18 protein-coding genes and 1 pseudogene are annotated in these 25,389 nt (G+C 61.6%); 11 read left to right on the forward strand and 8 right to left on the reverse strand.

From position 1 onward, the window contains the following. On the reverse strand, nt 1-1,128 hold the full coding sequence (locus V8P77_RS00620; RefSeq protein ID WP_335910192.1) for an acyl-CoA dehydrogenase: 1,128 nt from the start codon (nt 1,126-1,128) through the stop codon (nt 1-3). 164 nt (nt 1,129-1,292) lie between these two features. On the opposite strand from V8P77_RS00620, the gene V8P77_RS00625 reads away from it, so the two are divergent. Continuing rightward, nucleotides 1,293-2,069, forward strand: coding sequence for a metallophosphoesterase family protein (locus V8P77_RS00625; protein ID WP_335910194.1), 777 nt, complete (start codon nt 1,293-1,295; stop codon nt 2,067-2,069). 29 nt (nt 2,070-2,098) lie between these two features. Here V8P77_RS00625 and V8P77_RS00630 read toward each other — a convergent pair whose 3' ends face one another. From V8P77_RS00630 to V8P77_RS00640, 3 genes and pseudogenes are all read right to left on the reverse strand, one after another. Continuing rightward, the gene (locus tag V8P77_RS00630; protein WP_131710030.1) at nt 2,099-5,287 is read right to left on the reverse strand and encodes an efflux RND transporter permease subunit; all 3,189 of its coding nucleotides are present in this window, start codon (nt 5,285-5,287) and stop codon (nt 2,099-2,101) included. Then, entirely contained in the window at nt 5,284-6,459 is a 1,176-nt protein-coding gene (locus V8P77_RS00635; RefSeq protein ID WP_335910196.1) for an efflux RND transporter periplasmic adaptor subunit, read from the reverse strand. Before V8P77_RS00635 ends, V8P77_RS00630 begins: the two co-directional genes overlap by 4 nt. Before the next feature lie 262 nt (nt 6,460-6,721). Next, nucleotides 6,722-7,045 (reverse strand): annotated as a pseudogene (locus tag V8P77_RS00640) (cation:proton antiporter); the annotation flags it as partial. 318 nt (nt 7,046-7,363) lie between these two features. Here V8P77_RS00640 and V8P77_RS00645 point away from each other — a divergent pair. The 3 genes from V8P77_RS00645 to V8P77_RS00655 are packed head-to-tail and all read left to right on the forward strand — an operon-like array spanning nt 7,364 to nt 10,584. Next, nucleotides 7,364-7,828, forward strand: a complete 465-nt coding sequence (locus V8P77_RS00645) for a MarR family winged helix-turn-helix transcriptional regulator (RefSeq protein ID WP_335910197.1) — start codon at nt 7,364-7,366, stop codon at nt 7,826-7,828. Then, nucleotides 7,821-9,050 (forward strand): HlyD family secretion protein, encoded by a 1,230-nt coding sequence (locus V8P77_RS00650; RefSeq protein WP_335910198.1) that lies wholly within the window; start codon nt 7,821-7,823, stop codon nt 9,048-9,050. The genes V8P77_RS00645 and V8P77_RS00650 overlap by 8 nt, the downstream gene beginning before the upstream one ends. After that, the gene (locus V8P77_RS00655; protein WP_335910199.1) at nt 9,043-10,584 is read left to right on the forward strand and encodes a DHA2 family efflux MFS transporter permease subunit; all 1,542 of its coding nucleotides are present in this window, start codon (nt 9,043-9,045) and stop codon (nt 10,582-10,584) included. The genes V8P77_RS00650 and V8P77_RS00655 overlap by 8 nt, the downstream gene beginning before the upstream one ends. A 58-nt stretch (nt 10,585-10,642) precedes the next feature. Here the strand turns inward: V8P77_RS00655 and V8P77_RS00660 are convergent, their stop codons facing one another. The 3 genes from V8P77_RS00660 to V8P77_RS00670 are packed head-to-tail and all read right to left on the reverse strand — an operon-like array spanning nt 10,643 to nt 12,575. Beyond that, on the reverse strand, nt 10,643-11,260 hold the full coding sequence (locus V8P77_RS00660; protein WP_168287580.1) for a DNA-3-methyladenine glycosylase: 618 nt from the start codon (nt 11,258-11,260) through the stop codon (nt 10,643-10,645). Nucleotides 11,261-11,312: 52 nt separating this feature from the next. Continuing rightward, nucleotides 11,313-11,627 carry a hypothetical protein gene (locus V8P77_RS00665; protein WP_025395721.1) on the reverse strand — a complete coding sequence of 105 codons (315 nt, stop codon included), beginning with the start codon at nt 11,625-11,627 and terminating at the stop codon, nt 11,313-11,315. 39 nt (nt 11,628-11,666) lie between these two features. Next, the gene (locus V8P77_RS00670) at nt 11,667-12,575 is read right to left on the reverse strand and encodes a LysR family transcriptional regulator (RefSeq protein ID WP_335910200.1); all 909 of its coding nucleotides are present in this window, start codon (nt 12,573-12,575) and stop codon (nt 11,667-11,669) included. A gap of 119 nt (nt 12,576-12,694) precedes the next feature. Here V8P77_RS00670 and V8P77_RS00675 point away from each other — a divergent pair, with 119 nt between their 5' ends. Continuing rightward, nucleotides 12,695-13,435 carry an SDR family oxidoreductase gene (locus V8P77_RS00675; protein ID WP_335910201.1) on the forward strand — a complete coding sequence of 247 codons (741 nt, stop codon included), beginning with the start codon at nt 12,695-12,697 and terminating at the stop codon, nt 13,433-13,435. 247 nt (nt 13,436-13,682) lie between these two features. Here the strand turns inward: V8P77_RS00675 and V8P77_RS00680 are convergent, their stop codons facing one another. Beyond that, nucleotides 13,683-14,594, reverse strand: coding sequence for a LysR family transcriptional regulator (locus V8P77_RS00680; RefSeq protein WP_335910202.1), 912 nt, complete (start codon nt 14,592-14,594; stop codon nt 13,683-13,685). Between the two features lie 164 nt (nt 14,595-14,758). Here V8P77_RS00680 and V8P77_RS00685 point away from each other — a divergent pair, with 164 nt between their 5' ends. The 6 genes from V8P77_RS00685 (at nt 14,759) to V8P77_RS00710 (ending at nt 25,039) form a co-directional block, all read left to right on the forward strand. Next, nucleotides 14,759-15,571, forward strand: coding sequence for an alpha/beta hydrolase fold domain-containing protein (locus tag V8P77_RS00685; RefSeq protein ID WP_335910203.1), 813 nt, complete (start codon nt 14,759-14,761; stop codon nt 15,569-15,571). A 46-nt stretch (nt 15,572-15,617) separates the two neighbouring features. Beyond that, nucleotides 15,618-16,808, forward strand: coding sequence for an efflux RND transporter periplasmic adaptor subunit (locus tag V8P77_RS00690; RefSeq protein WP_335910204.1), 1,191 nt, complete (start codon nt 15,618-15,620; stop codon nt 16,806-16,808). Nucleotides 16,809-16,927: 119 nt separating this feature from the next. Beyond that, complete coding sequence (locus V8P77_RS00695) at nt 16,928-20,128, forward strand: efflux RND transporter permease subunit (protein WP_335910205.1); 3,201 nt, start codon at nt 16,928-16,930, stop codon at nt 20,126-20,128. 271 nt (nt 20,129-20,399) lie between these two features. Beyond that, nucleotides 20,400-21,311 carry an NAD(P)-dependent oxidoreductase gene (locus V8P77_RS00700; protein ID WP_335910207.1) on the forward strand — a complete coding sequence of 304 codons (912 nt, stop codon included), beginning with the start codon at nt 20,400-20,402 and terminating at the stop codon, nt 21,309-21,311. Next, nucleotides 21,308-23,092, forward strand: coding sequence for an IlvD/Edd family dehydratase (locus tag V8P77_RS00705; protein ID WP_335910208.1), 1,785 nt, complete (start codon nt 21,308-21,310; stop codon nt 23,090-23,092). Before V8P77_RS00700 ends, V8P77_RS00705 begins: the two co-directional genes overlap by 4 nt. Before the next feature lie 129 nt (nt 23,093-23,221). Then, a complete protein-coding gene (locus tag V8P77_RS00710) occupies nt 23,222-25,039 on the forward strand; it encodes a putative bifunctional diguanylate cyclase/phosphodiesterase (protein ID WP_335910209.1) in 1,818 nt (605 codons plus the stop codon). Nucleotides 25,040-25,389 lie beyond the last annotated feature (350 nt).

Genomic DNA, 25,389 nt, shown 5'->3' on the forward strand with positions numbered 1-25,389 from the left:
TTAGGCTCTCCCGGGCTCCGACATATATTCACCTGCGGTATGCACCAGCTTATCCCGCGGCAACGATAGCGCGTGAATGCGGGCATTGCGCCAATGGCGATCGAGATTGAGCCCGATGCCCACCGACGTTTCCCCTGCAAGTTCAAACAGCGCGTTTGCGGTGTCGAGCGCCGTTTCCCCGGCAAGGATCGCGGCCGCCGAGCAGGAGAAATGCGCGTCCGCCATCGCGGCCTCAACTGGATTGACCTGGGCAATGTCGAGTTTGCGGCCAGCCCGTTCCAAGGCTGCCGCCGTTGCTTCGATGCGAATGGCGCGTTCGCCGATCTGGGGAAGGACGGTCGTGCTGCGATCGCCAATTGCGGTCATCAGGTCGCTCCATGCGGCCCGGGCGATGCCCAGGCTGACGCCCGCCTTGAGCAGCAGGCCGAGCGAGATGCCGGTCGAATGTCCGGAGGAGGGAGCAGGCGCAATCGCATCGGCATTGACATGAAGCGTTCCGACGATCGCCGTCGCTGATCCATTGGTGCGCTGGCCGAAGCCGTCCCAATCATCGACCACCTGCACGCCTTCTTCACCGCGTGCGAGGTAGAGCGTCACCGGGCGGCTGGGAGGAGCGGTGGCGGCAGCGGCGATCCAGTCGGCGAATAGAATACCGGGCACTTGGCGCGTGCGCCCGCTCAGGCGGTAGCCCGGGCCTTCGGCGGTCAGTTCGGTCCCGTCGGTGAGGGCGGTGCCCGCGAAGCGGTCGCCGAGCAGCACGCGGGCAAACAGCGATGCCTTCAAGTCCTCGGCAGCCTGCGTGCGGAGCGTTTCCAGCGCAGAAAAATGCCTTTCCAGCGCCTCGCCGATCGATGCATCGCCCTCAGCGATGATTGCAACGATTTCGGCAAGCAGGGCGTTCGACACGTCGAGCCCTTCATGGTCTGGCGGAACAGTGATTGCCGTCAGCCCCGATACAGACAGCGCATCAAGCTCGGCAAAGGGCAGGATGCGGTTGATATCACGTTCGCTCGCCTGATGCCGGAATGCGGCGGCGAGGTCGCGGGCCGTGGATATCGCCTCCTCTTCGCTTTCGATGCGATGCGCGGGAGGCCTCAGGCTCTCATGAAATTGCGATACCGTTCCCATCGGTCACTCTTTTCTCGACGGATACAGGAGTGAGGGATTGCCCCTCAAATGATAAGGCCGGTTTTTCTACAAAACCCGGGTGCTTTGAATTTTCTTACCAGCTTGATTGCCCTGTTCTCCACGCTACTTACGGTGAAGTGGGGCTTCCTTGATCGAGAAATATGATGAGCGACTCTCGTGCTCGCAACAGCGAGGTTTCGAAAATGGCACGCCAGCCGAGACCGCGCCTGACGCTGGATATTGCCGCGATCCCAACCTATGCGATCGGCGATATTCACGGTCGGTACGATCTGCTTGTGAAAGCCGAGGAGGCGATCCTGCGTGATGGCGCGCGGCTGCCCGGGCGAAAGCTGATCGTCACGCTCGGCGACTATATCGACCGCGGCCCTGAGTCGGCACAGGTCATCACCCATCTGATGGAGCCTCCACCTAATGGATTCGACCGCATCTGCCTTGCCGGCAATCACGAAGTCGCCATGCTCGACTATATCGACGGCTGGATCTCCTATGACGATTGGATGCAGATGGGGTCGGCGGAGTCGCTCAAATCCTATGGCCTCGATCCGGAGCATCTACCGCTGGTCTTTCCCTCCGGCGCGAAGCTCGATGCCTTCATCCGCCAGTCGCTGCCGCGTACGCATATCGATTTCATGCGGGCGATGCCTGTCCTGCTGGAGACGCCGAGCGTGATTTTCGTGCATGCCGGCATCAATCCGAAGCTGCGGCTCAGTGAGCAGACGGACGAGGATCTGGTTATCATCCGCCAGCGGTTTCTCGAAAGCCGGGTGCCGTTGCCGAAACTCGTCGTTCACGGTCATACGCCGAACGATGAACCCGACATACGGCCGAAGCGGCTCAATATCGATACGCGCGCCTATCGCAGCGGCAAACTCACCGTCGCTCGCTTGTGGCAAGGCCGAGTGCATCTGTTTTCGACCTGACTTCCGTTTCCTCAGCCGATGAGATCGTCTCAGACGACCCCTTCCTCGACCGGCTCTGTCTTCGCTGGTTCCACAGTGGCCGGCCGTTTACGGCGCCAGCCGCGTAGCACGACGTAGAAGACCGGGGTCAGGAACAGGCCGAAGATCGTCACGCCGAGCATGCCCGAGAAGACGGCGGTGCCAAGCGACTGGCGCATTTCGGCGCCGGGGCCGGTGGCGATAGCAAGCGGCAGAACACCGAAGATGAAGGCGAATGCCGTCATCAGGATCGGGCGCAGGCGAAGATGGCTGGCCTCGATGGCCGCCTCCACCGGCGACTTGCCCTCGTCTTCCGCCTGCCTGGCGAACTCGACGATCAGAATGGCGTTCTTGGCTGCAAGGCCGATCAGGACGATCAGACCGATCTGAGTCAGGACATTGTTGTCCATTCCCCTTAGCGAGACCCCGATCAGCGCCGCAAGCACCGCAAGCGGGACGATGAGAATGATCGCGAGCGGTAGAACCCAGCTTTCATATTGTGCCGCCAGCGCCAGGAAGACGAAGACGACGGACAGGGCGAAGATGTAGATGGCGGTGTTACCTGTGTGGGTCTCCTGATAGGCGAGTTCGGTCCATTCGAAGGTCGTCCCCTGCGGCAGGATCTTTGCCGCTAAGGCCTCCATCTTGGCGATGGCATCGCCCGTCGACGTGCCTGGCGTCGGATTGCCCTGAAGCGGCACCGAGACATACATGTTGTAGCGCTGGACAAGGGCAGGGCCGCTGGCATCCTGGATGTCCATCAGGGTTCCGAGCGGAACCAGCGCGCCGGTCGCCGAGCGGACCTTCAGGGCAAGGATGTCATCCCGGTCCATGCGGTATTGCCGGTCGGCCTGGGCGCGAACTTGGTAGACGCGACCGAACGCATTGAAATCGTTCACATAGGCGACGCCGAGATTGATGGAAAGGGCGTTGAAAATGTTGGGGATCGGCACATTCAGGAAACGCGCCTTGTCGCGGTCGATCGCCAGGAAGTATTGCGGGCTGGCATCGGAGAATGTCGTAAAGACGCCGGTCAGCCCCTCGGTCGTTGCCGCCGCACCCATCATCTGCCGGGCGAGGCCGAGCACGCGGGTCATATCGGCGTTTTCGAGATCGGATATCTGCATCTTGAAGCCGCCGGAATTGCCGACGCCACGCACGGATGGCGGTGGAATGGCAATGATGAAGGCTTCCTGGATGCTTTGCAGCTTTCCGTAAAGCTCGCCAATGATCTTGTTGGCGTTCTCGCCGCCTTCTTCACGTTCGGCAAAGGATTTGAACGGGACGAAGACGACGCCGGCATTCGAGGCATTGGTGAACGTCGCCCCGCTGAAGCCGGCAAATTGCACGGCATTGCCGACGCCGGGCACGGTGCGGGCGATATCGCCCACCTGCTTGACGACGGCATCGGTACGCGCGAGCGAGGCTCCATCAGGTAGCTGTATGACGATGATGGCGTAACCCTGGTCCATGGTCGGGATAAAGCCCGCGGGAACTTTCGTGCCCATGTACCAGGTCGCTCCGAGCAGGCAGACGAAGGTGACCATCGCGGCTGTCAACCCAATCCAGCTGCTGACCAGATGCCGAACGGTCCATGAATAGCCGGAACTCAGGCGATCGAATCCATGATTGAAGCCGTCTGCAAGCCCTCTTCCCAGACGGGACGCGACATTCGTACGCTTGGTTTCATGGTCATGGGTTTTCAGCAAGATGCCTGCCAGCGCGGGCGAAAGCGTCAGCGAATTCAATGCGGAAATTGCAGTGGTGACGGAGATCGTCACCGCGAACTGCCTGTAGAATTGTCCTGAGATGCCTGGAATGAAGGCTGTCGGCACGAACACGGCGATCAGCACCAGCGAGATGGCGACGACGGCGGTTCCGACTTCGTCCATCGTGACATGCGACGCCTGTTTCGGCGTCATCCCGCGCGCCAGATTGCGCTCGACATTTTCCACCACCACGATCGCATCGTCGACGACGATACCGATTGCCAGCACGAGGCCGAACAGGGTGAGCATGTTGAGCGAGAAGCCGAAGGCCAGCAGAACGGCGAAGGTGCCGATCAGCGATACCGGGATGGCGATGATGGGAATGATCGCGGTTCGCCAGGATTGCAGGAAGACGAGAACGACAATCGCCACCAGGATGGCCGCTTCGGCGATGGTTCGATAGACCTCAGTGATCGAGTCCGAGATGAATTCGGTCGTGTCATAGACGATGCGATATTCCAGGCCCTGCGGGAAATTCTGGGATATGTCCTTCATGATCGTCTGGACTTGATGGGCGGTGTCCAGGGCGTTGGTTCCCGGCCGGGCGAAGATGCCGAGGGCAACCGCGGGATCGTTGTTGAGATAACTGTTGGTGACGTAATCCTGTGCGCCGAGTTCTATCCGGGCGACATCCTGCAACTGTACGAGCCGGCCCGATGTCGTCGATTTCACAATGACATATCGGAACTCGCGCACGTCGGAGAAGCGGCCGTCCGTTCGCACCGTATATTCGAATGCATTCTTGCCGGTGACGGGTGGGGCACCGATCTTGCCGCCTGACACCTGGACATTCTGATCTCTCAGCGCAGCGACGACGTCGTCGGATGTCATCCCGTAGGCGGAGAGCTTTTCCGGGTCCAGCCAGATTCGCATCGAATACTGGCGCTCGCCGAAGAGCTGCACGTCGCCGACGCCGTCAAGGCGAACGAGAACGTCACGGATACGGTTGCGGGCGTAGTTCGAGACGTAAAGCTGGTCATAGCGGTGCGATGGCGAAAGCAGGTGCACCACCATCATCAGATCGGGCGAGCTTTTGTCGGTGGTTACGCCAAGCCGCTGGACTTCCTCGGGAAGACGGGGAAGGGCGATGGAAACGCGGTTCTGGACAAGCACCTGGACCTTGTCGAGATCGGTGCCGAGCTTGAAGGTGATCGTCAGCGACATGGCGCCGTCGGCGCTGGAGTAGGACGACATGTAAAGCATGTCTTCGACGCCGTTGATCTGTTGTTCAAGCGGCGTCGAAACGGTATCGGCGATCGTCTGCGGGTCGGCACCCGGATAAGAGGTGCGCACGACGATTGTCGGCGGCGCTATCTCGGGATACTGCGATACCGGCAATTGCGTATAGGCAATGCTGCCGACGACGAGAAAAAGGATCGAGATGACCGCCGCAAAGATCGGCCGGTCTACGAAAAAATGAGCAAATCTCATTGTCCGTTCTCCGCGCCGGCGGTTTCCGGCGCAGTGTCCTGCCGCTCCGGCGGCAGTTCGGTCATCTGAGGCGTGATCTTTGCACCCGGCCGGGCGCGCATCAGGCCGTTGACGATGATCGTCTCGGTGCCGTCGAGGCCCTCGCGTATGACGCGGTAGCCGTAGAGACGCGGTCCGGGCCTTACGGGCTTGGTCGACACCGTGCCGTCTTCGGCGACGACATAGACGACGCGCTCATTCTGGTCCGAGCCGATTGCCTCGTCGGGGACGAGAATGGCCTGGTAGGTGTTGGAGGCTTCGACCTGTATGCGACCGAAGAGGCCGGGCTGAAGGACGAGATCGGGGTTGGGGAAGCGGGCACGCAGACGAATGGTGCCGCTCTCATTGTCGACCCGGTTCTCAGCGAAATCGAGCTTTCCCTTGAATGGTTTGGCAGTGGGATCCGAGATCGTGACCGATACATCCAAGCCGCCGCCACCCTGCTGGAGATCCTTGCCCAGTTTGCGCGCCGTGTCGGCGAAATTCAGCAGGCGGCGCTCGTCGACGTCGAAATAGAAATCGATCGGGTCGAGAGAAACGATCGTGGTGAGCACGGTCTGATCGGTCTGCACGAGGTTGCCGGCCGAGATCAGCCGGCGGTCAATGCGGCCGCTGAGCGGCGCCTTGATCTCGGTATATTCCATGTCGAGAGACGCGCGATCGGCTGCGGCCTGCGCGCCGCGGACATTGGCTTCCGCCGAATTGAATTCGCGGCGGCGATCTTCCAGCGTCTGCGCCGACTGGCTGCCGCTCGCAGCAAGCGATTGCGCGCGCTTATATTGCGCATCGGCAAAGACCAGGGCGGACTGCGACGATTCGAGCGTCGCCTTTGCCTGATTGAGCGCGGTTACGAACGGCCTCTGGTCGATGATGAAGAGCAGATCGCCCTGCTTGACCAAGGCACCGTCCTGGAAATGGATTTCCTGCAGGTAACCACCGACGCGCGAACGAACGGAGACTTCGTCGACCGGCTCGAACCGGCCGATGAACTCGTCGCTATCGACGACATCGCGAACGACCGGCTTGGCGACCGTGACGGGCGGGGGCGGCGGGGCGCTCTGGGCCAATGCGGGCAGAGGCATGAATGCGGCGATACAGCCAAACACCACCATCTGTCGAAGCGCGTAAGTCATGCCGGTCCTCCAATCTTGGCGGCCGATTCACTGCCGCCAACCTCAAGATGAAGCGCTGCTGTTCATGTCTTGCTGCTTTGAACGAAGGCCTCTGGCCCCCGTGATTTCTCCGGCGTCCAATCCGTTGGAAAAGAAGGCCGGCAGGCAATGCCGATCAGAAAAATCGTAACCCTATGGAATTGGACTATAAACGGCAGCGGAGAAAAATTGCAAATGCCAATTGGTAACGATTCCGGAATCCATGAAAACGTCACACATGGCGTCAGTTTTCGACGATCTCGTCTCTGCCGGGCGGCAGGGCTGCGAGTTCGGCCCAGTCGAGTTCCTGTTCCAGCATGTGAAAGACATCATCGTCGATCTCGTCGGCGCGGCGCATCGCTGCCAATCTGCGGCGTTTCGCGACGGTGGCGTTGCGGCGCTGCTTGTCGAGCCTGCTGACCTCCCGCGGGTGTTTTCCGTCAGCGGCGATTTCGCGCTCGGAGGTGTAGACGTCGCGCAGGATACGGGTGGATTTGTCCTCGTCGCCGGCGAGTTCGGCAAGCGCCGCATCGATCAACGTGACGCGGGCTCTGGCGAGGTCGCGATCCCGAATTTCCTGGAGAACTGCAGAAAGACGATCGCCACCAGCAGCAGCGTCAGCATGCTTTCGAAGAACGCCATCGAGCTCCCCAATGCGCGCCTCCGGAGGAGGCTGTTCTTGCCGCTGAATTAGGGCGGAGCTGTGCTGCGGCTACCGGCTGGTGCTTGTAAACGGCGAAAGGAGAAACTGCAGGCTATGCTTGGCCCCGTCTGCGGCATTTTAGCCGCCTTTACTGAATCTCCGTCCATGCCCTTGTGCCGTGCATATGCTCAATATATCTACCGATATTATAAGGATGCTTATAAATAACGGTCACAGGTTTTCATGAACGCCACTCCGACCCTCGGTTTCCTTCTCCACGACGTCGCACGGCTGCTGCGTAAGCGGTTCGAGCAGCGCGCGAAGTGCCTTGGGCTGACCCGGTCGCAATGGCAGACGCTTGCCTATCTCTCGAATAACGAAGGTATCCATCAGGGTGGCCTTGCCGAAATCCTCGAAGTCGAGCCGATCACGCTGGTTCGCATTCTCGACAAGCTCGCCGAGCGCGGGCTGATCGAGCGCCGCCAGCACCCGACCGACCGGCGTATCTGGCTGCTCTACATGCGCGACGAGGCGCACCCGCTGCTCGCCGAAATGCGCGAGTTGGGCGACACCACCCGCGCAGAGGCGTTGCAAGGCGTCTCAGTCGAGCAGCGCGAGCAGCTTTTCCACATCCTATCCTTAATGAAGACGAACCTGGTTCAGGCGTGCCGGAGCCCGGTTGACGAGAATGAGACGAACGATGGCTGATCAATCCCCTCTCCGCGTCGTTGCTGACGCCAATGTCAAGACCAAGACTCCTGTCGAAGACAACGAAGCGAAACAGCAAGAAACGGTAGCCGAAGCGCCTTCATCCAATTCAGCGCCGGCTGCCGCCGTGGCTGCGCCTGGCGGCAACAAGGTCCGCCGCCGGCGCAGTCTCACGCGGCCGATCCTGTTCGCCCTGCTGCCGGTGGCACTCGTTGTCGGCGGTTATTATTACGTCAATGGCGGCCAGGTAATGTCGACCGACAACGCTTATATCCAGGCCGACATGGTCGGGCTTACCACCGATGTCTCGGGTATCGTCGACCAGATCAACGTCCATGAGAACCAGGCGGTCGAGGCGGGGCAGGTGCTCTTCAGCCTGCGGTCGGATTCTTTCAAGATCGCGCTTGATGGCGCCAAGGCGCAGCTCGGCGCGCAGCGCAACCAGATCATGAATCTCAAGGCCAGCTATCAGCAGTCGCTTGCCGAGATCACGCAGGCGCAAGCCGATCTGCCCTATTATCAGGATCAGTTTGACCGGCAGCAGAACCTCGTCAACAACGGCAGTGCGACGCAGTCGGCCTATGACGAAGCCAAGCACAATCTGGAAGCCGCGCAGCAGAAGGTTGCCGTCGCCAAGGCGGAAGCCGCAACGACACTGGCCCAGCTAGGCGGTAATGCCGACCAACCGATCGAAGAGAACCCGCTCTACCTGCAGGCCAAATCGCAGGTCGACAATGCCCAGCGTGAACTCGACCACAGCGTCGTCAAGGCACCGTTTGACGGCATCGTCACCAATGTCAACGCCCTGCAGGTGGGCTCCTACCTGCAGGCTTCGCAGCAGGCCTTCTCGCTTGTTGCCACCGACCACCTGTGGATCGCCGCCAGTCCGAAGGAAACCGAGCTTACCTATGTCAAGTCCGGCCAGACGGCCGAGATCTATGTCGACACCTATCCCGGCGTGACATGGAAGGGCAAGGTCGAGAGCATCAGCCCGGCCTCCGGCTCCAGCTTCTCGCTGCTGCCGGCGCAGAACACCACGGGCAATTGGGTGAAGGTCGTTCAGCGCATTCCGATGCGCGTCAGCATCGAGGACGCCGACGGCAAGCCGCCGCTGCGCGTCGGCATGAGCACGGTGGTCGATGTCGAGACCGGTCATGCCCGCGGCCTGCCTGATTTCGTCAACAAGCTTCTGGGTCGGCCTCAGGGCAAGGATCATGAGTAACGCTCCCGCTTCTCCGGCGACGCCGATTGCCAATCGCGGTGCGATCACGGCCTGCGTCATTCTCGCCGTCATCATGCAGGCGCTGGACACGACGATCGCCAACGTGGCGCTGCCCTATATCCAGGGCAGCGTGTCGGCCTCTGCCGACCAGATCAACTGGGTGCTGACCTCCTATATCGTCGCGGCGGCGATCATGACGCCGCCGTCGGGTTTCCTCGCCGCCAAGTTCGGCCGCAAACGCGTGCTGCTCGTCGCCATTGCCGGCTTCGTGGTGGCCTCCGTCCTCTGCGGCCTGGCGCAATCGCTGAACCAGATCGTCGCGTTCCGCCTGTTGCAGGGCCTGTTCGGCGCGTCGCTGGTGCCGCTTTCCCAGGGCATCCTCCTCGACATCTATACGGTCGAGGAGCGCGGTTCGGCGATGGCCCTTTTCGGCGTCTCGGTCATGGTCGGGCCGGTGCTTGGGCCTGTCATCGGCGGCTGGCTGACCGACAATATCAGCTGGCGCTGGGTGTTTTATATCAACGTGCCGATCGGTGCGCTGGCATTCATAGGCATCGTCGTCTTCGTCACCGAGACCAAGAGGGATCTGCTGGCCAAACTGGACTGGTTCGGCTTCGGGATGATGAGCCTCGGCATCGCTGCGCTGCAGCTCTTCCTCGACCGCGGCGAGCAGCTCAACTGGTTCTCTTCCGGTGAGATCATGCTCGAGGCGTTGATCTGCGCCTCAGCCTTCTATCTGCTGATCGTGCATACGCTGACGGCGGAGAAATCCTTCGTGAACCCGAAGCTGTTCCTCGACCAGAACTTCTCGATCAGCATGATCTTCATCTTCGTGGTCGGCATTACCTATCTCGCCTCACTGGCGCTGATGACGCCCTATCTGCAGACGCTGATGGGCTATCCCGTCATCACCGCCGGCATCGTCATGGGGCCGCGCGGGCTCGGCACCATGCTCTGCATGTTCATCGTCGGGCGGATGGTCGGCAAGGTCGATACGCGCGCGTTGCTGGCGCTCGGCTTGGGGCTCACCGCGTGGGCAATGTACGACATGACCGGCTGGACACCCGACGTCTCGCAATGGACGATCGTCTCGGTCGGCTTCATCCAGGGCGCCGGCCTCGGCTTTCTGTTCGTGCCGCTGACGACGATCGCTTTTTCCACGCTGCCCGCCCATATGCGCGGCGACGGCACCGGTCTCTACAACCTGTCGCGAAACATCGGCTCGGCGGTCGGCATCTCGATCGTCTCGGCGCTGATCGTCGAAAACACGCAGAGCAATCATGAATCGATCGCGGCCTATGTGACGCCGTTCAACCACGCCTTCAATGCGGTGGCCGCGCAGGGGCTCAGCCCGGTGACGGCGGCCGGCCGCGCCTCGCTCAACGAGATCATCACGCTGCAAGCGACCATCATCGCCTATATGGATGATTTCAAGCTGCTGATGCTGATGTCGCTTGCGGTCATTCCGCTGGTTCTGCTGCTGCGCAAGCCGAAGGCAGCACCCGCCGTCGACCATAGCGCGGTGATGGAATGAACTCCAGATTCGCGCAATTCCGGACGAAAAACCGCTTCGCACTTTTCCTAGAATTGCTTTAGCGGAATGGCTTGCTGAGAAAACGCGATCCTTGAATGCCGAAGCGCCATGGTGCTTCGGCATTTTTCGTGATTCCGATGCGTTTTCCCGAGACGATCGGTACAGGTGCTGACGGCGTGATCGCATAGGGCGGGCGATCGAGCAGCCTGTCATTGATACCGATATCGATGCCGAGTGCCTGGCAGAGCTTGCCGGGGCCGCTGCAGAGCGCCGTCAGCATATCGGTGCCGCGCCGCTCCATCATCTGAGGGATTCCCGTTTCCGGCTCCAGGGCGCGGATGAGTGCAGCCGAACCCGGATGGCAGACGAAATTCAGGCACCAGTACATGCCATAGATGCGGTAGATATAGACATTGCCCGGCTTGCCATACATTGCGCCGTTGCGCTTGGTCGGGCCGCGGAAGCTGTGCGAGGCCTCGTCATCGGGAAAATAGGCTTCGGTCTCGGTGATGCGTCCGCCGACGCCGTCCACGGTCAGATGGCAGCCGAGCAGGTCGCGAGAGACGGCGATCGCATCGCGCTCGAAAAACGTCCTGAGGCTTTCGCCGGTGAGGGTGCCGGTGCCGATCGCACCTGATATCGTTCCACCATCGGTCATGGTCGACGCAGATAACATTCAGCGCGCTCGCCGTCATCCCGAAACGCTTCATGTTTTTCGGCAGGAGACATCAGCGGCCGGCATTCGGATCGCGCATCGGGATTGAGGATGATGTGACCGAGACGGGGTCGCTCGCCGGGAAGGAATCTTCCAGACCCTCCTCCAGCTCTTCTTCGAGCAAAGCAGGGTCCTTGCTGCGCGCGCCGTCGCTATGGACAGGTTCGATCGCTGCGGCAAGCAGGGCTTTGGCCCGCAAGACGGCGTTTTCCGACGTCAACTCAGGCGTGCTCCGCAGCGTCACGGCAATGCTGTCTTCGCCTTCGCCGCCGAACTCGACGACGAAGCCATCTTCCGTCTGGTAGACGGTGATATCGTTGAGTGCCATGGCCGATCTCCGAGGGCGCTCATATTAGCAAGGCGCAAATTAGTGAAGCGCGTTTTTGGAATTTTGTCGAGCAAAGACCTTCACCAGCCAGTCGATGAAGACGCGCACGCGTGGCGAAAGCTGGCGGTTGCGGGGGTAGAGCAGGGAAACCGGTGTCGGGGTCAGCGGAAAATCCTGCAGTATCTGGACCAGCGTTCCCGCGGCAAGGTCTTCTTCGGCGTGATAGCGCGGGATCTGGATCATGCCGAGGCCCATCCTCGCCGCTGAAATATAGCTTTCGGCGGCGTTGACCGCGACGGTGGCGGGAATGGTGATGTCACGCACCGTGCCGCGGACGGTGAATTCGAGCGGCAGCAGGCTGCCGGTGCCGCTGGAGTGGAAGCCGACCATGCGATGGCCGGCAAGCCGGTCGGGATGCTGCGGCAGACCGTGGCGGGCAATGTAGGCAGGAGAGGCGAGTGTCACCTCATCAAGCATGGCGACGCGCCGGGCGACCATGTCGCTATCTCCAGGCGTGCCGACGCGCAGCACGCAATCAATGCCCTCACGCACGAGATCGACCAGCCGATCGCCCTCGCTCATGTAGAATTCGATCTCCGGATAGGTCTCCAGGAAGGACGGCAGGCTCGGCAGCACGAAATGGCGGACGAGCGTGCCGTGCACGTCGACACGCAGCATGCCCTTCGGCCTGGCGCCGGCAAAGGCGCCTTCGGCTTCTTCAATATCGGCAAGGATCGACAGGCAGCGCTGGTAATAGGCTTCGCCATCGAGCGTCGGACTGACATGGCGCGTCGTGCGCTGGAGCAGGCGCACGCCGAGGCGGGCTTCCAGCCCCTTGACCGCATCGGTGACGGTCGAGCGCGGCAGGCCGGTGTCCTCGGCGGCAAGCGTGAAGCTGCGGCGTTCCACGACACGGCAAAACACGCGCATGGCGTCAAATCTGTCCATCTGTTTGTTCGCTATTCCCGGATAGTAATGCCGAATAATGCCCGATTATCCGCAAAAGGAAAAGGCGCATCTTCTCCTCATCGAAAACGCGCTGCGGCGCAGAATGAAGGAGAAGGACAATGGCTTCCAACGAAAACAAGGTCGCATTGGTGACCGGCTCGTCCCGCGGCATTGGTGCAGCGGTCGCCGAGCGTCTCGCCAAGGACGGTTTCACCGTCGTCATCAATTATTCCGGCAATGCCGTTTCGGCCGAGGAACTGGCAAAGAAGATCGAGCAGGCCGGCGGCAAGGCGCTGACGGCGAAAGCCGATGTCAGCGACACCGAAGCCGTCCGCCGCATGTTCGATGCCGCGGAAACCGCTTTCGGCGGCGTCGATGTGCTCGTCAACAATGCCGGCATCATGATGCTCTCTGCGCTTGCCGAGGCCGACGACGCCAATTTCGACCGCCAGATCGGCGTCAATCTGAAGGGCACCTTCAATACGTTGCGCGAGGCAGCCAAGCGTCTGCGCGACGGCGGCCGAGTCGTCAACTTCTCGACCTCAGTCGTCGGCCTGAAGCTCGAAACCTACGGCGTCTACGCCGCTACCAAGGCTGCCGTGGAAACGCTGACGGCGATCATGGCCAAGGAGATGCGCGGCCGCAACATCACCGTCAACGCCGTCGCGCCCGGCCCCGTCGCCACCGACCTTTTCCTCAACGGCAAGTCGGACGAACTCATCGCCCGCACGGCGAAAATGAACCCGCTGGAACGCCTCGGCACAGCGGAAGACATCGCTTCTGCGGTTGCCTTCCTCGCCGGCCCGGACGGCGGCTGGATCAACGGCCAGACGCTACGCGCCAATGGCGGCGTGATCTGACGAAGCCGGCGGCGGCCCGCCGTCATCGCAAATATGTGAATGCGATTGCGGAATTTTCCCTTATAATGCTGCGGGGAGTGCGTATATCTGCTCTATCGCGAGAGAGTGGAATTCCCTGCCACTCTCTTTGCGAACCTCCAGCGCCTGCCGCGCCCTTGCTACGGTGCGACAGGCTTGATGTTCAAAGTTGCAGATTGCGGCCCGTCGAAGGTTTCCCCCGCCTTCCGGGCCGTATTTGTCTTGGCGCTCAGCCGTCGTTCAGTCTCGCCTCGACCAGAAGTTTCACCAGCCAGTCGACGAAGACGCGGACCTTGTTGCTGAGATGGCGGTTCGGCGGATAGACCACATAGAGCGGCAGCGGATCGCGGCGCCAGTCCGGCAGCACGCGAACAAGTTCGCCCTTTGCCATCGGCTCGCGCGCCATGAAGATCGGCACCTGCGCGATGCCGAGGCCGGTCAGCGCCGCCGTCAGATAGGTGCGGCTATCATTGACCGAGGCGATGTAACGCGGACTGGTCTCGATCACCTCGTTGTGCCGGCGGAATTCGAAGGGCAGCGTCCGGTTGTTCTGGGCGCGGAAATAGTTGACGGTGTAATGATCCGCCTCCAGATCCTCGGGCCGCTCGGGCATGCCGAATTTCTGGATGTAGCTCGGCGCAGCACAGGTGATCATCTCGACTTCGGAGACGCGCCGCGCAATCAGCGACTGGTCGGCCGGCGTGCCGGCCCTCAGCGCGCAATCGACATTTTCTGCAAGATAATCGACCGTGCGGTCGCCGACGCCGAGGTCGATACGGATATCGGGATAACGCTGATAGAAATCGCAAAGTGCCGGAACGACGATCCAATCGGCGAAAGCGCCGGCCATCTCGACGCGCAGCCGCCCGCTCGGCAGGCTCTGCGAATTGGAAAGGCTGCCGTCGAGTTCCTCCAACTCCGAAATGATATGGGCGGCGCGCTCGTAATAAAGCGCGCCGTCCGTGGTCACCATGACCCGGCGCGTGGTACGGTTCAAAAGCTTGGTGCGCAGATGCGCTTCCAGGCCCTGGATGAGATTGGTCACCGTCGCCTTGGGCATGGCGAGCATGTCGGCGGCGCGGGTGAAATTGCCCGTCTCCACAACACGAATGAAGACGCGCATTGCCGAGAGCTGATCCATCGGTTTCAAATCCGCAGTTTGCGTTGCACCATTGTTCGAGATCTGGAACAGTGTTATCGCGTTATAGCTTCTTATTCCCTGGTTGGAATAACAATATCTTTTTTATGCAAAATGCAAGCGGCAGCCGTTGTCGGCTTGTGGCTGACGCAAAAGAGACCGGAACCATGACGGTGGAATGGAAAGATATGATGCTGGATAAGGTGGCTATCGGCCCCGTTTCCGCACGTATCTACATGGGCGCCGATTATGGTAAGGGCCCGCCGATTGTGCTTTACCTGCACGGCGGGGCTTTTCTCGACAGCGACAAGGCGGCCGACCGGCCGGTAGCGATGAGCCTCGCCAAAGCCGGCGCCATCGTCGTCGACGCTGATTACAGCACGCTGTCCGGCAACATATTTCCGAAGGCGCTGGAAGTTTCCTTCTCCGTTTTTACCTATCTCGCCAACAAACGCGCCGGGCTTGGCGACCGTAAGTCGTTGCTCTTCGTCGCCGGCGAGGAGGCGGGCGGCAATGTTGCCGCCGGCGTGGCGCTGAAGGCGCGCGACCAGATGCCGGACGCGCTCGACGGCCAGGTTCTGATTTCGCCACTGCTCGATCCCTTCATGGGCACTTCCTCGATCCGCAAGGCTGAAGCCATCGGCATGCGCCAGCGCTGGACGGAGGGCTGGAGCCACTATCTGAGCGGCGGCGGTTGCCACCCCTATGCGGCGCCTTGCCTCTGTTCGCGTATTTCAGGCGTCGCGCCAGCGCTGATATTTACCGCGGAGGATGATCCTCTGCACGACGAAACGATTGGTTACGGTGTCCGCCTGAAACAGGCCGGCGTCGGTGTGCGCCAGCATGTCCTTCCCGCCGGGACGGGCTGGCCCTCGATATATGGTGGGAAATCCGACGGAGCGCCCGACTGGCAGGAAAACGTCAGCCGCCATTTCGGAAGCTTCCTTCGGGAGGTAAGCGTCCAACCGCAATTGCATTGAAGAAGACCTGATATTTCGGCGGCTTAGAGCCGCAAGGAGAGTACTAATGACGTCCAGAAGTAAGCGCTGGGCCCTGATGGGCGCCGGCATAGCCCTTATTGCGTCCATTTCCGGCGCTGCGTTGTTTTTCGAATTGCCGATGAGCACGACCGCCACGGCTGCTTCCGCCCCCGCGCAGGCTCCCGCTGTGCCGGTGACGGTTGCCGTCGTCGCGGCGCGCGACGTGACGGCCTGGGAAAGTTTCTCCGGCCGTCTCGAAGCAGTCGACCGGGTGCAGGTGCGTTCCCGTGTCGCCGGCGCCATCCTCTCGGTGGCGTTCCGCGAAGGGGCGCTGGTGAAACAGGGCGACCTGCTCTTCACCATCGACCCGGCTCCCTACCAGGCGAGCGTGGCGCAGGCGCAAGGCCAAGTCGCTTCGGCCGAAGCCAAGGTCAGTCTGGCGCAGACCGAACTCGACCGCGGCCGCAGGCTTTCCGACAACCGCACCATCTCGCAGAGCGATCTCGATCAGCGTCAGAGTGCGCTGGCTGAGGCCCAGGCGGGACTGCGTTCGGCGCAGGCCGCACTGCAATCGGCCCAGCTCGATCTCGATTATACTGAGGTGCGGGCTCCGGTGTCCGGCCGCATCGGCAAGATCGAGGTGACCGCCGGTAACCTTGTGGCGGCCGGGTCGGCCTCGCCGGCGCTGACGACGCTCGTTTCGGTCGATCCGATCTATGCGAGCTTCAATGCCAGCGAAGAGATGGTGACGCGGGCGCTCGCCCAGCTTCCGCAGACGGACAGCGCCCTGCCTCCGGTCGAAGAGATTCCGGTCGAGGTCGGCACGCTGACCGATACAGGCACGCCGATCAAGGGCAAGCTGCAACTGATCGACAACGAGGTCGATGCATCAAGCGGCACGATCGGCGTTCGCGCCGTCTTCGATAATCCGGGCGGACGTCTCATCCCCGGCCAGTTCGTGCGGGTGCGCATGGGCCAGCCGAAGGCCGAGAACAAGATCGTCATCAGTGACCGCGCCGTCGGCACGGACCAGGACAAGAAGTTCGTCTTCGTCGTCGATGGCGAGAACAAGGTCGCCTATCGGCAGGTCCAGCTCGGCACCGTGGCTGACGGTCAGCGGGTGGTCGATGGCGGCCTGAACGTCGGCGAGAAGATCGTCGTCAACGGTCTGCAGCGCATCCGTCCAGGCGCAGTCGTCGCGCCTCAGATGGAAGAGAAGGTCGCGACCGCGCAGTAAAGACTTTCGCCTTCCCCTGAGGGGGAGGGCCAATACTCGAAATGATACGACCCGCCGGCGGCTCCCAAACCGCCGGAGAGGGACTTTGCATCCATGTTCACCCCGGAGAGGGCTTTGATATGAACATCTCCAGATTCTTTGTCGACCGCCCGGTCTTTGCCGGCGTTCTTTCGGTCCTCATCCTGGTTGCCGGCCTGATCGGCCTGCGCGCGCTGCCGATTTCCGAATATCCGGAGGTCGTGCCGCCGTCGATCGTCGTGCGCGCTACCTATCCCGGCGCCAACCCAAGCGTCATCGCCGAAACGGTGGCGACGCCGCTCGAAGAGCAGATCAACGGCGTCGAAGGCATGCTCTATATGGCCAGCCAGGCGACATCGGACGGCGTGCTCAACGTCACCGTCACCTTCAAGCTCGGCACCGATCCCGATAAGGCGCAGCAGCTTGTGCAGAACCGCGTTTCACAGGCCGAACCGCGCCTGCCGGCGGAAGTCCGTTCGCTCGGCATCACCACAGTCAAGAGCTCACCCAACTTCATCATGGTCGTCAACCTCGTCTCCGACGGGAACAATCACGACATCACCTATCTTCGCAATTACGCGACGCTCAACGTCAAGGATCGGCTCGCCCGCATCGCAGGCGTCGGTCAGGTGCAGGTCTTCGGCGCCGGCGACTATTCCATGCGTGTCTGGATCGACCCGCAGAAGGCAGCCGAGCACAATCTTGCCGCCAGCGACATCAGCAGCGCGATCAGTTCCCAGAACATCCAGGCCGCCGCCGGTATCATCGGCGCATCGCCGAGCCAGCCTGGTGTGGACCTGCAGCTCAACGTCAATGCCCAGGGCCGCCTGCGCACGCCCGAGGAGTTCGGCAACATCATCGTCAAGACGGGCGCCAATGGCGAGATCACCCGCCTTCGCGATGTCGCCCGTATCGAGCTCGGTGCTGCGGACTACACGCTGCGTTCGCTGCTCGACGGCAAGCCGGCCGTTGCCGTCGCGGTTCTTCAGGCGCCCGGTTCGAACGCGATCGAGATCGCGGACAATGTGAACGCGACCATGGATCAGCTGCAGCTCGCCATGCCTGAGGGCGTCAAATACGAGATCGTCTACGATACGACGAAATTCGTGCGGGCCTCGATCGAGAAGGTCATCGACACGCTGCTCGAAGCCATCGCGCTCGTCGTCCTCGTCGTCATCCTGTTCCTGCAGACGTGGCGCGCCTCGATCATCCCGCTGATCGCGGTTCCTGTCTCGATCATCGGCACTTTCGCGGTCATGTATGTCTTCGGCTTCTCGATCAACGCGCTCAGCCTGTTCGGACTGGTGCTTGCGATCGGTATCGTTGTCGACGACGCGATCGTGGTGGTCGAAAACGTCGAGCGCAATATCGAGGAAGGCCTGTCGCCGCGGGCTGCCACCTACAAGGCGATGAGGGAAGTCTCCGGTCCGATCGTCGCGATCGCGCTGGTGCTCGTCGCGGTCTTCGTGCCGCTTGCCTTCATCTCCGGTCTGTCGGGTCAGTTCTACCGCCAGTTCGCGCTGACGATCGCGATTTCGACCGTCATCTCGGCCTTCAACTCGCTCACGCTGTCTCCGGCTCTGGCAGCCCTTCTCCTGAAGAGCCATGATCAGCCGAAGGATTGGCTGACGCGGTTCATGGACGCTATCTTCGGCTGGTTCTTCCGCGGCTTCAACCGTGTCTTCGGCGCGGGCTCGAACGCCTACGGCAAGGGCGTTGGCGGGCTGTTGTCGCGCAAGAGCATCGTCATGGTGATCTATCTGGCGCTGGTCGGTACGACCTACAGCCTGTTCAGCACGGTCCCCGGCGGCTTCGTGCCGTCGCAGGACAAGCAGTATCTGATCGGCTTTGCCCAGTTGCCGGATGCCGCAAGCCTTGACCGCACGGAAGACGTCATCAAGCGCATGACCGACATCGCGCTGGCGCAGCCGGGCGTTGCCAATGCGATTGCCTTCCCGGGCCTGTCGATCAACGGCTTCACCAACTCCTCGAATGCCGGCATCGTCTTCGTGACGCTGAAGGACTTCGAAGAGCGCAAGACGCCTGATCTCTCGGGCGGCGCAATCGCCATGGCGCTGAACCAGAAGTTCGGCGTCATCCAGGATGCCTTCATCGCCATGTTCCCGCCGCCGCCGGTCAACGGTCTCGGCACGACGGGCGGTTTCAAGCTGCAGATCGAGGATCGTGCCGGCCTCGGCAATCAGGCGCTCGACGAGGCGACCAAGGCCGTCCTTGCAAAAGCCTATCAGACGCCTGAGCTCGCCGGGCTGTTCTCCAGCTTCCAGATCAATGTGCCGCAGCTCTATGCCGATCTCGACCGTGCCAAGGCCGAGCAGCTCGGGGTTTCCGTCACCGACGTTTTCCAGACGCTGCAGATCTATCTCGGTTCGCTCTATGTGAACGACTTCAACGCCTTCGGCCGCACCTACAGCGTCCGTGTACAGGCCGATGCGAAATTCCGTGCCCAGCCGGAAGATATCGGCCAGTTGAAGGTCCGGTCGGCATCAGGTGAGATGATCCCGCTTTCGGCCCTCTTGAAGGTGGAACCGAGCACCGGTCCGGAACGCGCGAACCGCTACAACGGCTTCCTTGCCGCCGATATCAACGGCGGTCCGGCACCGGGCTTCTCGTCGGGTCAGGCGCAGGCGGCAATCGAGAAGATCCTTCACGAGACCCTGCCTGCGGGCATCGACTTCGAATGGACGGATCTGACCTATCAGCAGATCCTGGCCGGCAATTCGAGCATCGTCGTCTTCCCCCTGGCACTGTTGCTCGTCTTCCTCGTGCTGGCCGCCCAGTATGAAAGCCTGACGCTGCCGCTTGCGATCATCATGATCGTGCCGATGGGCGTGCTGGCTGCGCTGACCGGCGTCTGGCTCACCGGTGGAGACAACAACATCTTCACCCAGATCGGTCTTGTGGTGCTTGTCGGTCTATCGGCGAAGAACGCGATCCTGATCGTCGAATTCGCCCGCGAACTGGAGTTCGAGGGAAGGACACCGCGGGAGGCCGCGATCGAGGCCAGCCGCCTTCGCCTTCGCCCGATCTTGATGACTTCGCTCGCCTTCATCATGGGTGTGGTGCCGCTCGTCGTCTCCACAGGCGCGGGCGCGGAAATGCGCGCGGCCATGGGTGTCGCGGTCTTCTCGGGCATGATCGGCGTGACCTTCTTCGGCATCTTCATGACGCCGGTGTTCTATGTGCTGTTGCGGCGGCTGACGGGCAACCGTCCGCTCATCCAGCACAAGCCGGACGAACACAAGGAAGAAGAGGCGGAGGTCATCCGGCTCGCGGCGGAATAAACGGTATTCAACCTTCCTTTGTCGAGTAAATCGGGCGGGAACTTCGGTTCCCGCCCGTATCGGTTTCAGGGCATGACGCTGAAAAGTGCGCGCGGGTTTTCGGACGACATCCTGCTCTATTTCTGTGATCTGGATGCGGATGATTTATGCCCATCCCGTCTAAAGTTATCCGCATCCAGGGTGTTCCACAAAAATGCGTTACGTCCGTCAAAACGGTTTGCAACGATGGGCGAGGGGACTATCAAGGACGGACAACAGTTGGGAGGACTGAATGACGAGTTCGAGAAAAGGTCACGACGGCAGGCGGATCGCCTTTCTCGGCACCGGCCTGATGGGGGCGCCGATGGCTCGCCGGCTGCTTGGCGCGGGCTTTGCCGTCACCGTCTGGAATCGCGATTCCAGCAAGGCCGAACCGCTTGCGGGAGACGGCGCGATCTGCGCGAGAACACCTGATAATGCCGTTTCGGGCGCCGACGTCGTCATCACCATGCTGACCAACGCCGAGGCGGTGAAGGACGTGTTGTTCGACCGCGGAGCAGCCAATGCGATGGCGCCTGGCACAACCGTCATTGACATGAGTTCGATCGCCCCGCATTTCGCCCGCGATCATTCCACGCGACTTGCCGACCGCGGCATCCAGCATGTCGACGCGCCGGTATCAGGCGGCGTCGTCGGGGCGCAAGCCGGTACGCTGGCGATCATGGCGGGCGGCGACGACGGGGTGATCGACGGGCTTCAAGACGTCTTCGCGCCGATGGGGCGCGTGACCCGCGTCGGCCCGAGCGGGGCAGGCCAGCTTGCCAAACTTGCCAACCAGCAGATCGTCGCGGTGACGATTGGTGCCGTCGCCGAAGCCATGATACTGATTGAGGCTGGCGGCGGCTCGCCGGCGGCCTTCCGGGACGCCATTCGCGGCGGCTTTGCCGAGAGCCGTATCCTCGAGCTGCACGGCAAGCGCATGGTCGAGCGGCAGTTTACGCCAGGCGGTTCATCCAGCAACCAGTTGAAGGATCTGACCGCCGCCATGGAGACGGCCAAGAGCCTGTCGTTGACGCTGCCGCTGACTGCGGCGGTACATGCCGAATTCAGCGAATTCGTCGCCAATGGCAATGGCGAAAAGGATCACAGCGGCCTGCTCCTCCATCTCGAAGAGAAGAATGCCCGGCCAGGAGGAAAACAGTGACGGACAGCCATTCGCCGAAGCGGCCCCTGCGTTCACAGGACTGGTTCGACAATCCCGATCATATCGACATGGCAGCGCTCTATCTCGAGCGCTTCATGAATTACGGCATCACGCCGGAAGAGTTGCGCTCCGGCAAGCCGATCATCGGGATTGCCCAGAGCGGCAGCGATCTTACGCCCTGCAACAGGGTGCATGTCGAGCTCGCCAAGCGGGTGCGCGACGGCATCCGCGATGCCGGCGGCATTCCGATCGAGTTTCCGACGCATCCGATCTTCGAGAACTGCAAGCGCCCGACGGCGGCACTCGACCGCAATCTCGCCTATCTCGGCCTCGTCGAAATCCTCTACGGCTATCCGCTCGACGGTGTCGTGCTGACCACCGGCTGCGACAAGACCACGCCTTCGGCGATCATGGCGGCTTCGACGGTCGATATTCCGGCGATCGTGCTCTCCGGCGGCCCGATGCTCGACGGCTGGCACGAGGGGGAGTTGGCGGGCTCCGGCACGGTGATCTGGCGGATGCGACGGAAATATGCGGCAGGCGAGATCGATCGGGAGGAGTTCCTGCAGGCGGCGCTCGATTCTGCGCCTTCCGTCGGCCACTGCAATACGATGGGCACCGCATCGACGATGAATGCGCTGGCCGAGGCGCTCGGCCTTTCGCTGACCGGCTGCGGCGCCATTCCGGCCGCTTACCGCGAACGCGGCCAGATGGCCTACCGCACCGGGCGGCGCGCCGTCGAAATCGTGTTCGAGGATCTGAAGCCGTCGGATATCCTGACGCGCGAGGCTTTCCTCAATGCGATCCGCACCAATTCGGCGATCGGCGGCTCGACCAACGCGCAGCCGCACCTGGCCGCGATGGCGAAGCACGCCGGCGTCGAACTCTATCCCGACGACTGGCAGGTATATGGTTTCGATATCCCGCTGCTGGCCAATGTCCAGCCTGCGGGCGCCTATCTCGGCGAGCGCTTTCATCGCGCCGGCGGTACGCCGGCGATCATGTGGGAACTCCTGCAGGCCGGAAAGCTCGATGGCAACTGTCGTACGGTGACGGGTAGAACGATGGCCGAGAACCTGGACGGCAAGGAAGCCCGCGACCGCGAGGTCATCACGCCGTTCGCCGAGCCGCTGAAGGAGCGGGCGGGCTTCCTCGTTCTCAAGGGCAATCTCTTCGATTTCGCGATCATGAAGATGAGCGTGGTCTCGGAGGATTTCCGCCGGCGCTATCTTGAGGAACCCGGGCGCGAAGGCGTGTTCGAGGGCAAGGCGGTGGTCTTCGACGGTTCCGAGGACTATCACAAACGCATCAACGACCCCGAACTCGGCATCGACGAAAATACCATCCTCGTCATCCGCGGCGCCGGGCCGATCGGCTGGCCGGGTTCGGCTGAGGTCGTCAACATGCAGCCGCCGGATCATCTGCTGAAGCGCGGCATCCGCAGCCTGCCGACGATCGGCGACGGCCGCCAATCGGGCACTGCGGACAGTCCATCGATCCTCAACGCCTCGCCGGAAAGTGCCGCTGGCGGCGGTCTCGCCTGGCTTCATACCGGCGATACCATCCGCATCGATTTCAACCACGGGCGCTGCGACATGTTGGTCGAGGACGCCGAGATCGAACGGCGCAAGGCTGATGGCATCCCGCCGGTGCCGGCGGATGCGACGCCATGGCAGCAGATCTACCGCCGCTCGGTGACGCAATTGTCGGACGGCGCAGTGCTAGAGGGGGCGGCGGAATTCCGCCAGATCGCGAAAAATCCGCCGCGGCACAACCACTGATCTTGAAATGGTATAGACTGCAAGGCCTTTGATCCAAAAGGGGAAGTCGTAACGAACAGTTCACCTATTCACTAGTTCGGTCATCAGGACAAGGCTTCCTTAATGCCGGCTTGAGACCATATTGCCGTTATGCAAGCTTCTAAGGCTGGGACCGCGTTGCCAGAGAACAAAGCCACACGATCCGAACACGAGTTTCAGGATCTTCTGCGTCGGCTCGAACTCGCTCTCGATGCATCCCGGATCGGTGTCTGGGAGCATAGCATCGAGCAGGGCGGAATCTTGTGGGATGCGCAGATGCATCGTCTCTACGAGACCGGCGAGACGTGCCGGCTGGTGCCGGCATCACTTTGGTCCAATGCCATCCATCCCGATGATCGCGAGCGAGCCGAACGCGACTTCGAGCAGGCGATCGCGATGCGCGGCGCCTATAACTCGCAATTCCGGATCGTGCTGCCGAGCGGTGAAATCCGCCATATGCGCTCGCGCGCCCATTTCTACGTGGATGCGGAAGGGGAGCCCTCCTTTATCGGCGCCGAATGGGATGTGACGGCCGACGTCGTGCTCAACGCGGAACTGGCGCGGCAGAAGGTGGTGGCCGAGGCGAGGGCACTGGCGCTCGAAGAGAGCAATGCGCGCATCGAGCATGTCGCCGATCACGACTATCTCACCGGTTTGCCGAACCGGCGCCTTCTCGACAAGCGGCTGGCGGAGCTGCCGGCCGACAAGAGCATCACGACGCTTGGCGTGCTGCATCTCGACCTCGACCAGTTCAAGCAGATCAACGACAGCCATGGTCATGCGGCAGGTGACGCGGTGCTCCGGGCCGCAGCCCTTCGCATCACCGCGGCCATTCCTGCGAATGGCATGGTCGCCCGCGTCGGCGGCGACGAATTCGTCATCGTGCTGGTCAATTTCACCGATCTGGCGGAATTGAAGCTGATCACCGAGGATGTCCAGCGCCGGCTGCGGAAAAAGATCCGCTTCGGCCAGGAGATGCTGCAATCAGGCGCTTCGCTCGGCGTTTCCTGGAGCGGCGATCGGCGGGCGCGCAATCTGCTGGCCGAATCCGACCTGGCGCTATACCAGGCCAAGAAGCTCGGCCGCAACCGTGTCGAATTCTTCACGCGGCAATTGCAGGAGGATCTGCGCTCCAAGCGCCGCCTCGCCGAAGAGCTGAAGCTCGGGCTAGAGCGCGGCGAAATCCTTCCCTATTATCAGGTGCAGCTCCACGCCCGAACGCGGGAAGTCATCGGCTTCGAGGCGCTGGCGCGCTGGAAACATCCGGAGAAGGGCGTGCTCGCCCCGGGGGTATTCCTGAAGATTGCCGACGAACACGGGCTTGCGGCGGAAATCGATGCGGCGATCCTCAAACGCGTTCTCGAAGACCGGTTGTTCTGGCTGTTGCACGGCCTTGCGGTTCCGCGCATCGCCGTCAATATCTCGGCGTCACGACTTGCCGATCCAGCGCTGCTCGACAAGCTCAGGAGACTCGACATTCCGCCCGGCGCGATCGTCTTCGAACTTGTGGAGACGATTTTCCTCGACGACAGCGACGAAAAACTGCTCGATCATATCGGCGATATCAAACAGATGGGCATCGACATCGAGATCGACGACTTCGGATCCGGCCATGCTTCGCTGATCGGTCTCGTCAAGCTGCGGCCGAAGCGGCTGAAGATCGACCGGCAGCTCGTCAACGAGGTCGTCACCTCCGCCGAGCAGCGGCGCGTGGTGGGGTCGATCGTGGAAATCGCCAAGGCACTCGATGTCGAGGTGATCGCCGAGGGCATCGAGACCGAGGCGCATGCCGTCGTGCTGGCGCAGCTCGGCTGCGACGGCCTGCAGGGCTATGCCTTCGGTTATCCCGCACCGGCGGTCGAGACAGACTGTCTTTTCTCATCGATGACGCGCCGAGTCGAAAAGCAGAAGACCGCGATGGGCAGTTGAATGGCCGGTGATCCTTCCGCGGGCGACTGTCGTCGCTCCCGGTTTTAGCTGCGTCGCGGAGGTGATTTCGGACGAATGCTTCTCTCGTCTTTCAAATTGGCAGGCAGTATCTTTTCGGCGCGGCCTTTTATTCGCATCGGCTGGAAGATAATTGAGGCGCAAGTAATTTTCTTGAGCTTGCAACGGCATTGTTTCATGGTAATGCGGAAACGAAGCTTTCTGTATTGCATCGAAAAATGATTATACGCGTCGTCAAGTCAATGAGCGCGGCTCTCCATCGTTCGCAGATGCAATCGGGGGCTGGGGCCTGACAATTGCTTTGCCGTTGCCGGGATGGACTTGCGGGACAT

The organism is Rhizobium aouanii (assembly GCF_037002925.1).
Taxonomy (GTDB): domain Bacteria; phylum Pseudomonadota; class Alphaproteobacteria; order Rhizobiales; family Rhizobiaceae; genus Rhizobium; species Rhizobium aouanii.

Excerpts from the sequence above, each read along its gene's own strand:
- V8P77_RS00620 (WP_335910192.1), bottom strand. The coding sequence starts at position 1,128 with ATGGGAACGGTATCGCAATTTCATGAGAGCCTGAGGCCTCCCGCGCAT.
- V8P77_RS00625 (WP_335910194.1), top strand. The coding sequence starts at position 1,293 with ATGAGCGACTCTCGTGCTCGCAACAGCGAGGTTTCGAAAATGGCACGC.
- V8P77_RS00630 (WP_131710030.1), bottom strand. The coding sequence starts at position 5,287 with ATGAGATTTGCTCATTTTTTCGTAGACCGGCCGATCTTTGCGGCGGTC.
- V8P77_RS00635 (WP_335910196.1), bottom strand. The coding sequence starts at position 6,459 with ATGACTTACGCGCTTCGACAGATGGTGGTGTTTGGCTGTATCGCCGCA.
- V8P77_RS00645 (WP_335910197.1), top strand. The coding sequence starts at position 7,364 with ATGAACGCCACTCCGACCCTCGGTTTCCTTCTCCACGACGTCGCACGG.
- V8P77_RS00650 (WP_335910198.1), top strand. The coding sequence starts at position 7,821 with ATGGCTGATCAATCCCCTCTCCGCGTCGTTGCTGACGCCAATGTCAAG.
- V8P77_RS00655 (WP_335910199.1), top strand. The coding sequence starts at position 9,043 with ATGAGTAACGCTCCCGCTTCTCCGGCGACGCCGATTGCCAATCGCGGT.
- V8P77_RS00660 (WP_168287580.1), bottom strand. The coding sequence starts at position 11,260 with ATGTTATCTGCGTCGACCATGACCGATGGTGGAACGATATCAGGTGCG.
- V8P77_RS00665 (WP_025395721.1), bottom strand. The coding sequence starts at position 11,627 with ATGGCACTCAACGATATCACCGTCTACCAGACGGAAGATGGCTTCGTC.
- V8P77_RS00670 (WP_335910200.1), bottom strand. The coding sequence starts at position 12,575 with ATGGACAGATTTGACGCCATGCGCGTGTTTTGCCGTGTCGTGGAACGC.
- V8P77_RS00675 (WP_335910201.1), top strand. The coding sequence starts at position 12,695 with ATGGCTTCCAACGAAAACAAGGTCGCATTGGTGACCGGCTCGTCCCGC.
- V8P77_RS00680 (WP_335910202.1), bottom strand. The coding sequence starts at position 14,594 with ATGGATCAGCTCTCGGCAATGCGCGTCTTCATTCGTGTTGTGGAGACG.
- V8P77_RS00685 (WP_335910203.1), top strand. The coding sequence starts at position 14,759 with ATGACGGTGGAATGGAAAGATATGATGCTGGATAAGGTGGCTATCGGC.
- V8P77_RS00690 (WP_335910204.1), top strand. The coding sequence starts at position 15,618 with ATGACGTCCAGAAGTAAGCGCTGGGCCCTGATGGGCGCCGGCATAGCC.
- V8P77_RS00695 (WP_335910205.1), top strand. The coding sequence starts at position 16,928 with ATGAACATCTCCAGATTCTTTGTCGACCGCCCGGTCTTTGCCGGCGTT.
- V8P77_RS00700 (WP_335910207.1), top strand. The coding sequence starts at position 20,400 with ATGACGAGTTCGAGAAAAGGTCACGACGGCAGGCGGATCGCCTTTCTC.
- V8P77_RS00710 (WP_335910209.1), top strand. The coding sequence starts at position 23,222 with ATGCAAGCTTCTAAGGCTGGGACCGCGTTGCCAGAGAACAAAGCCACA.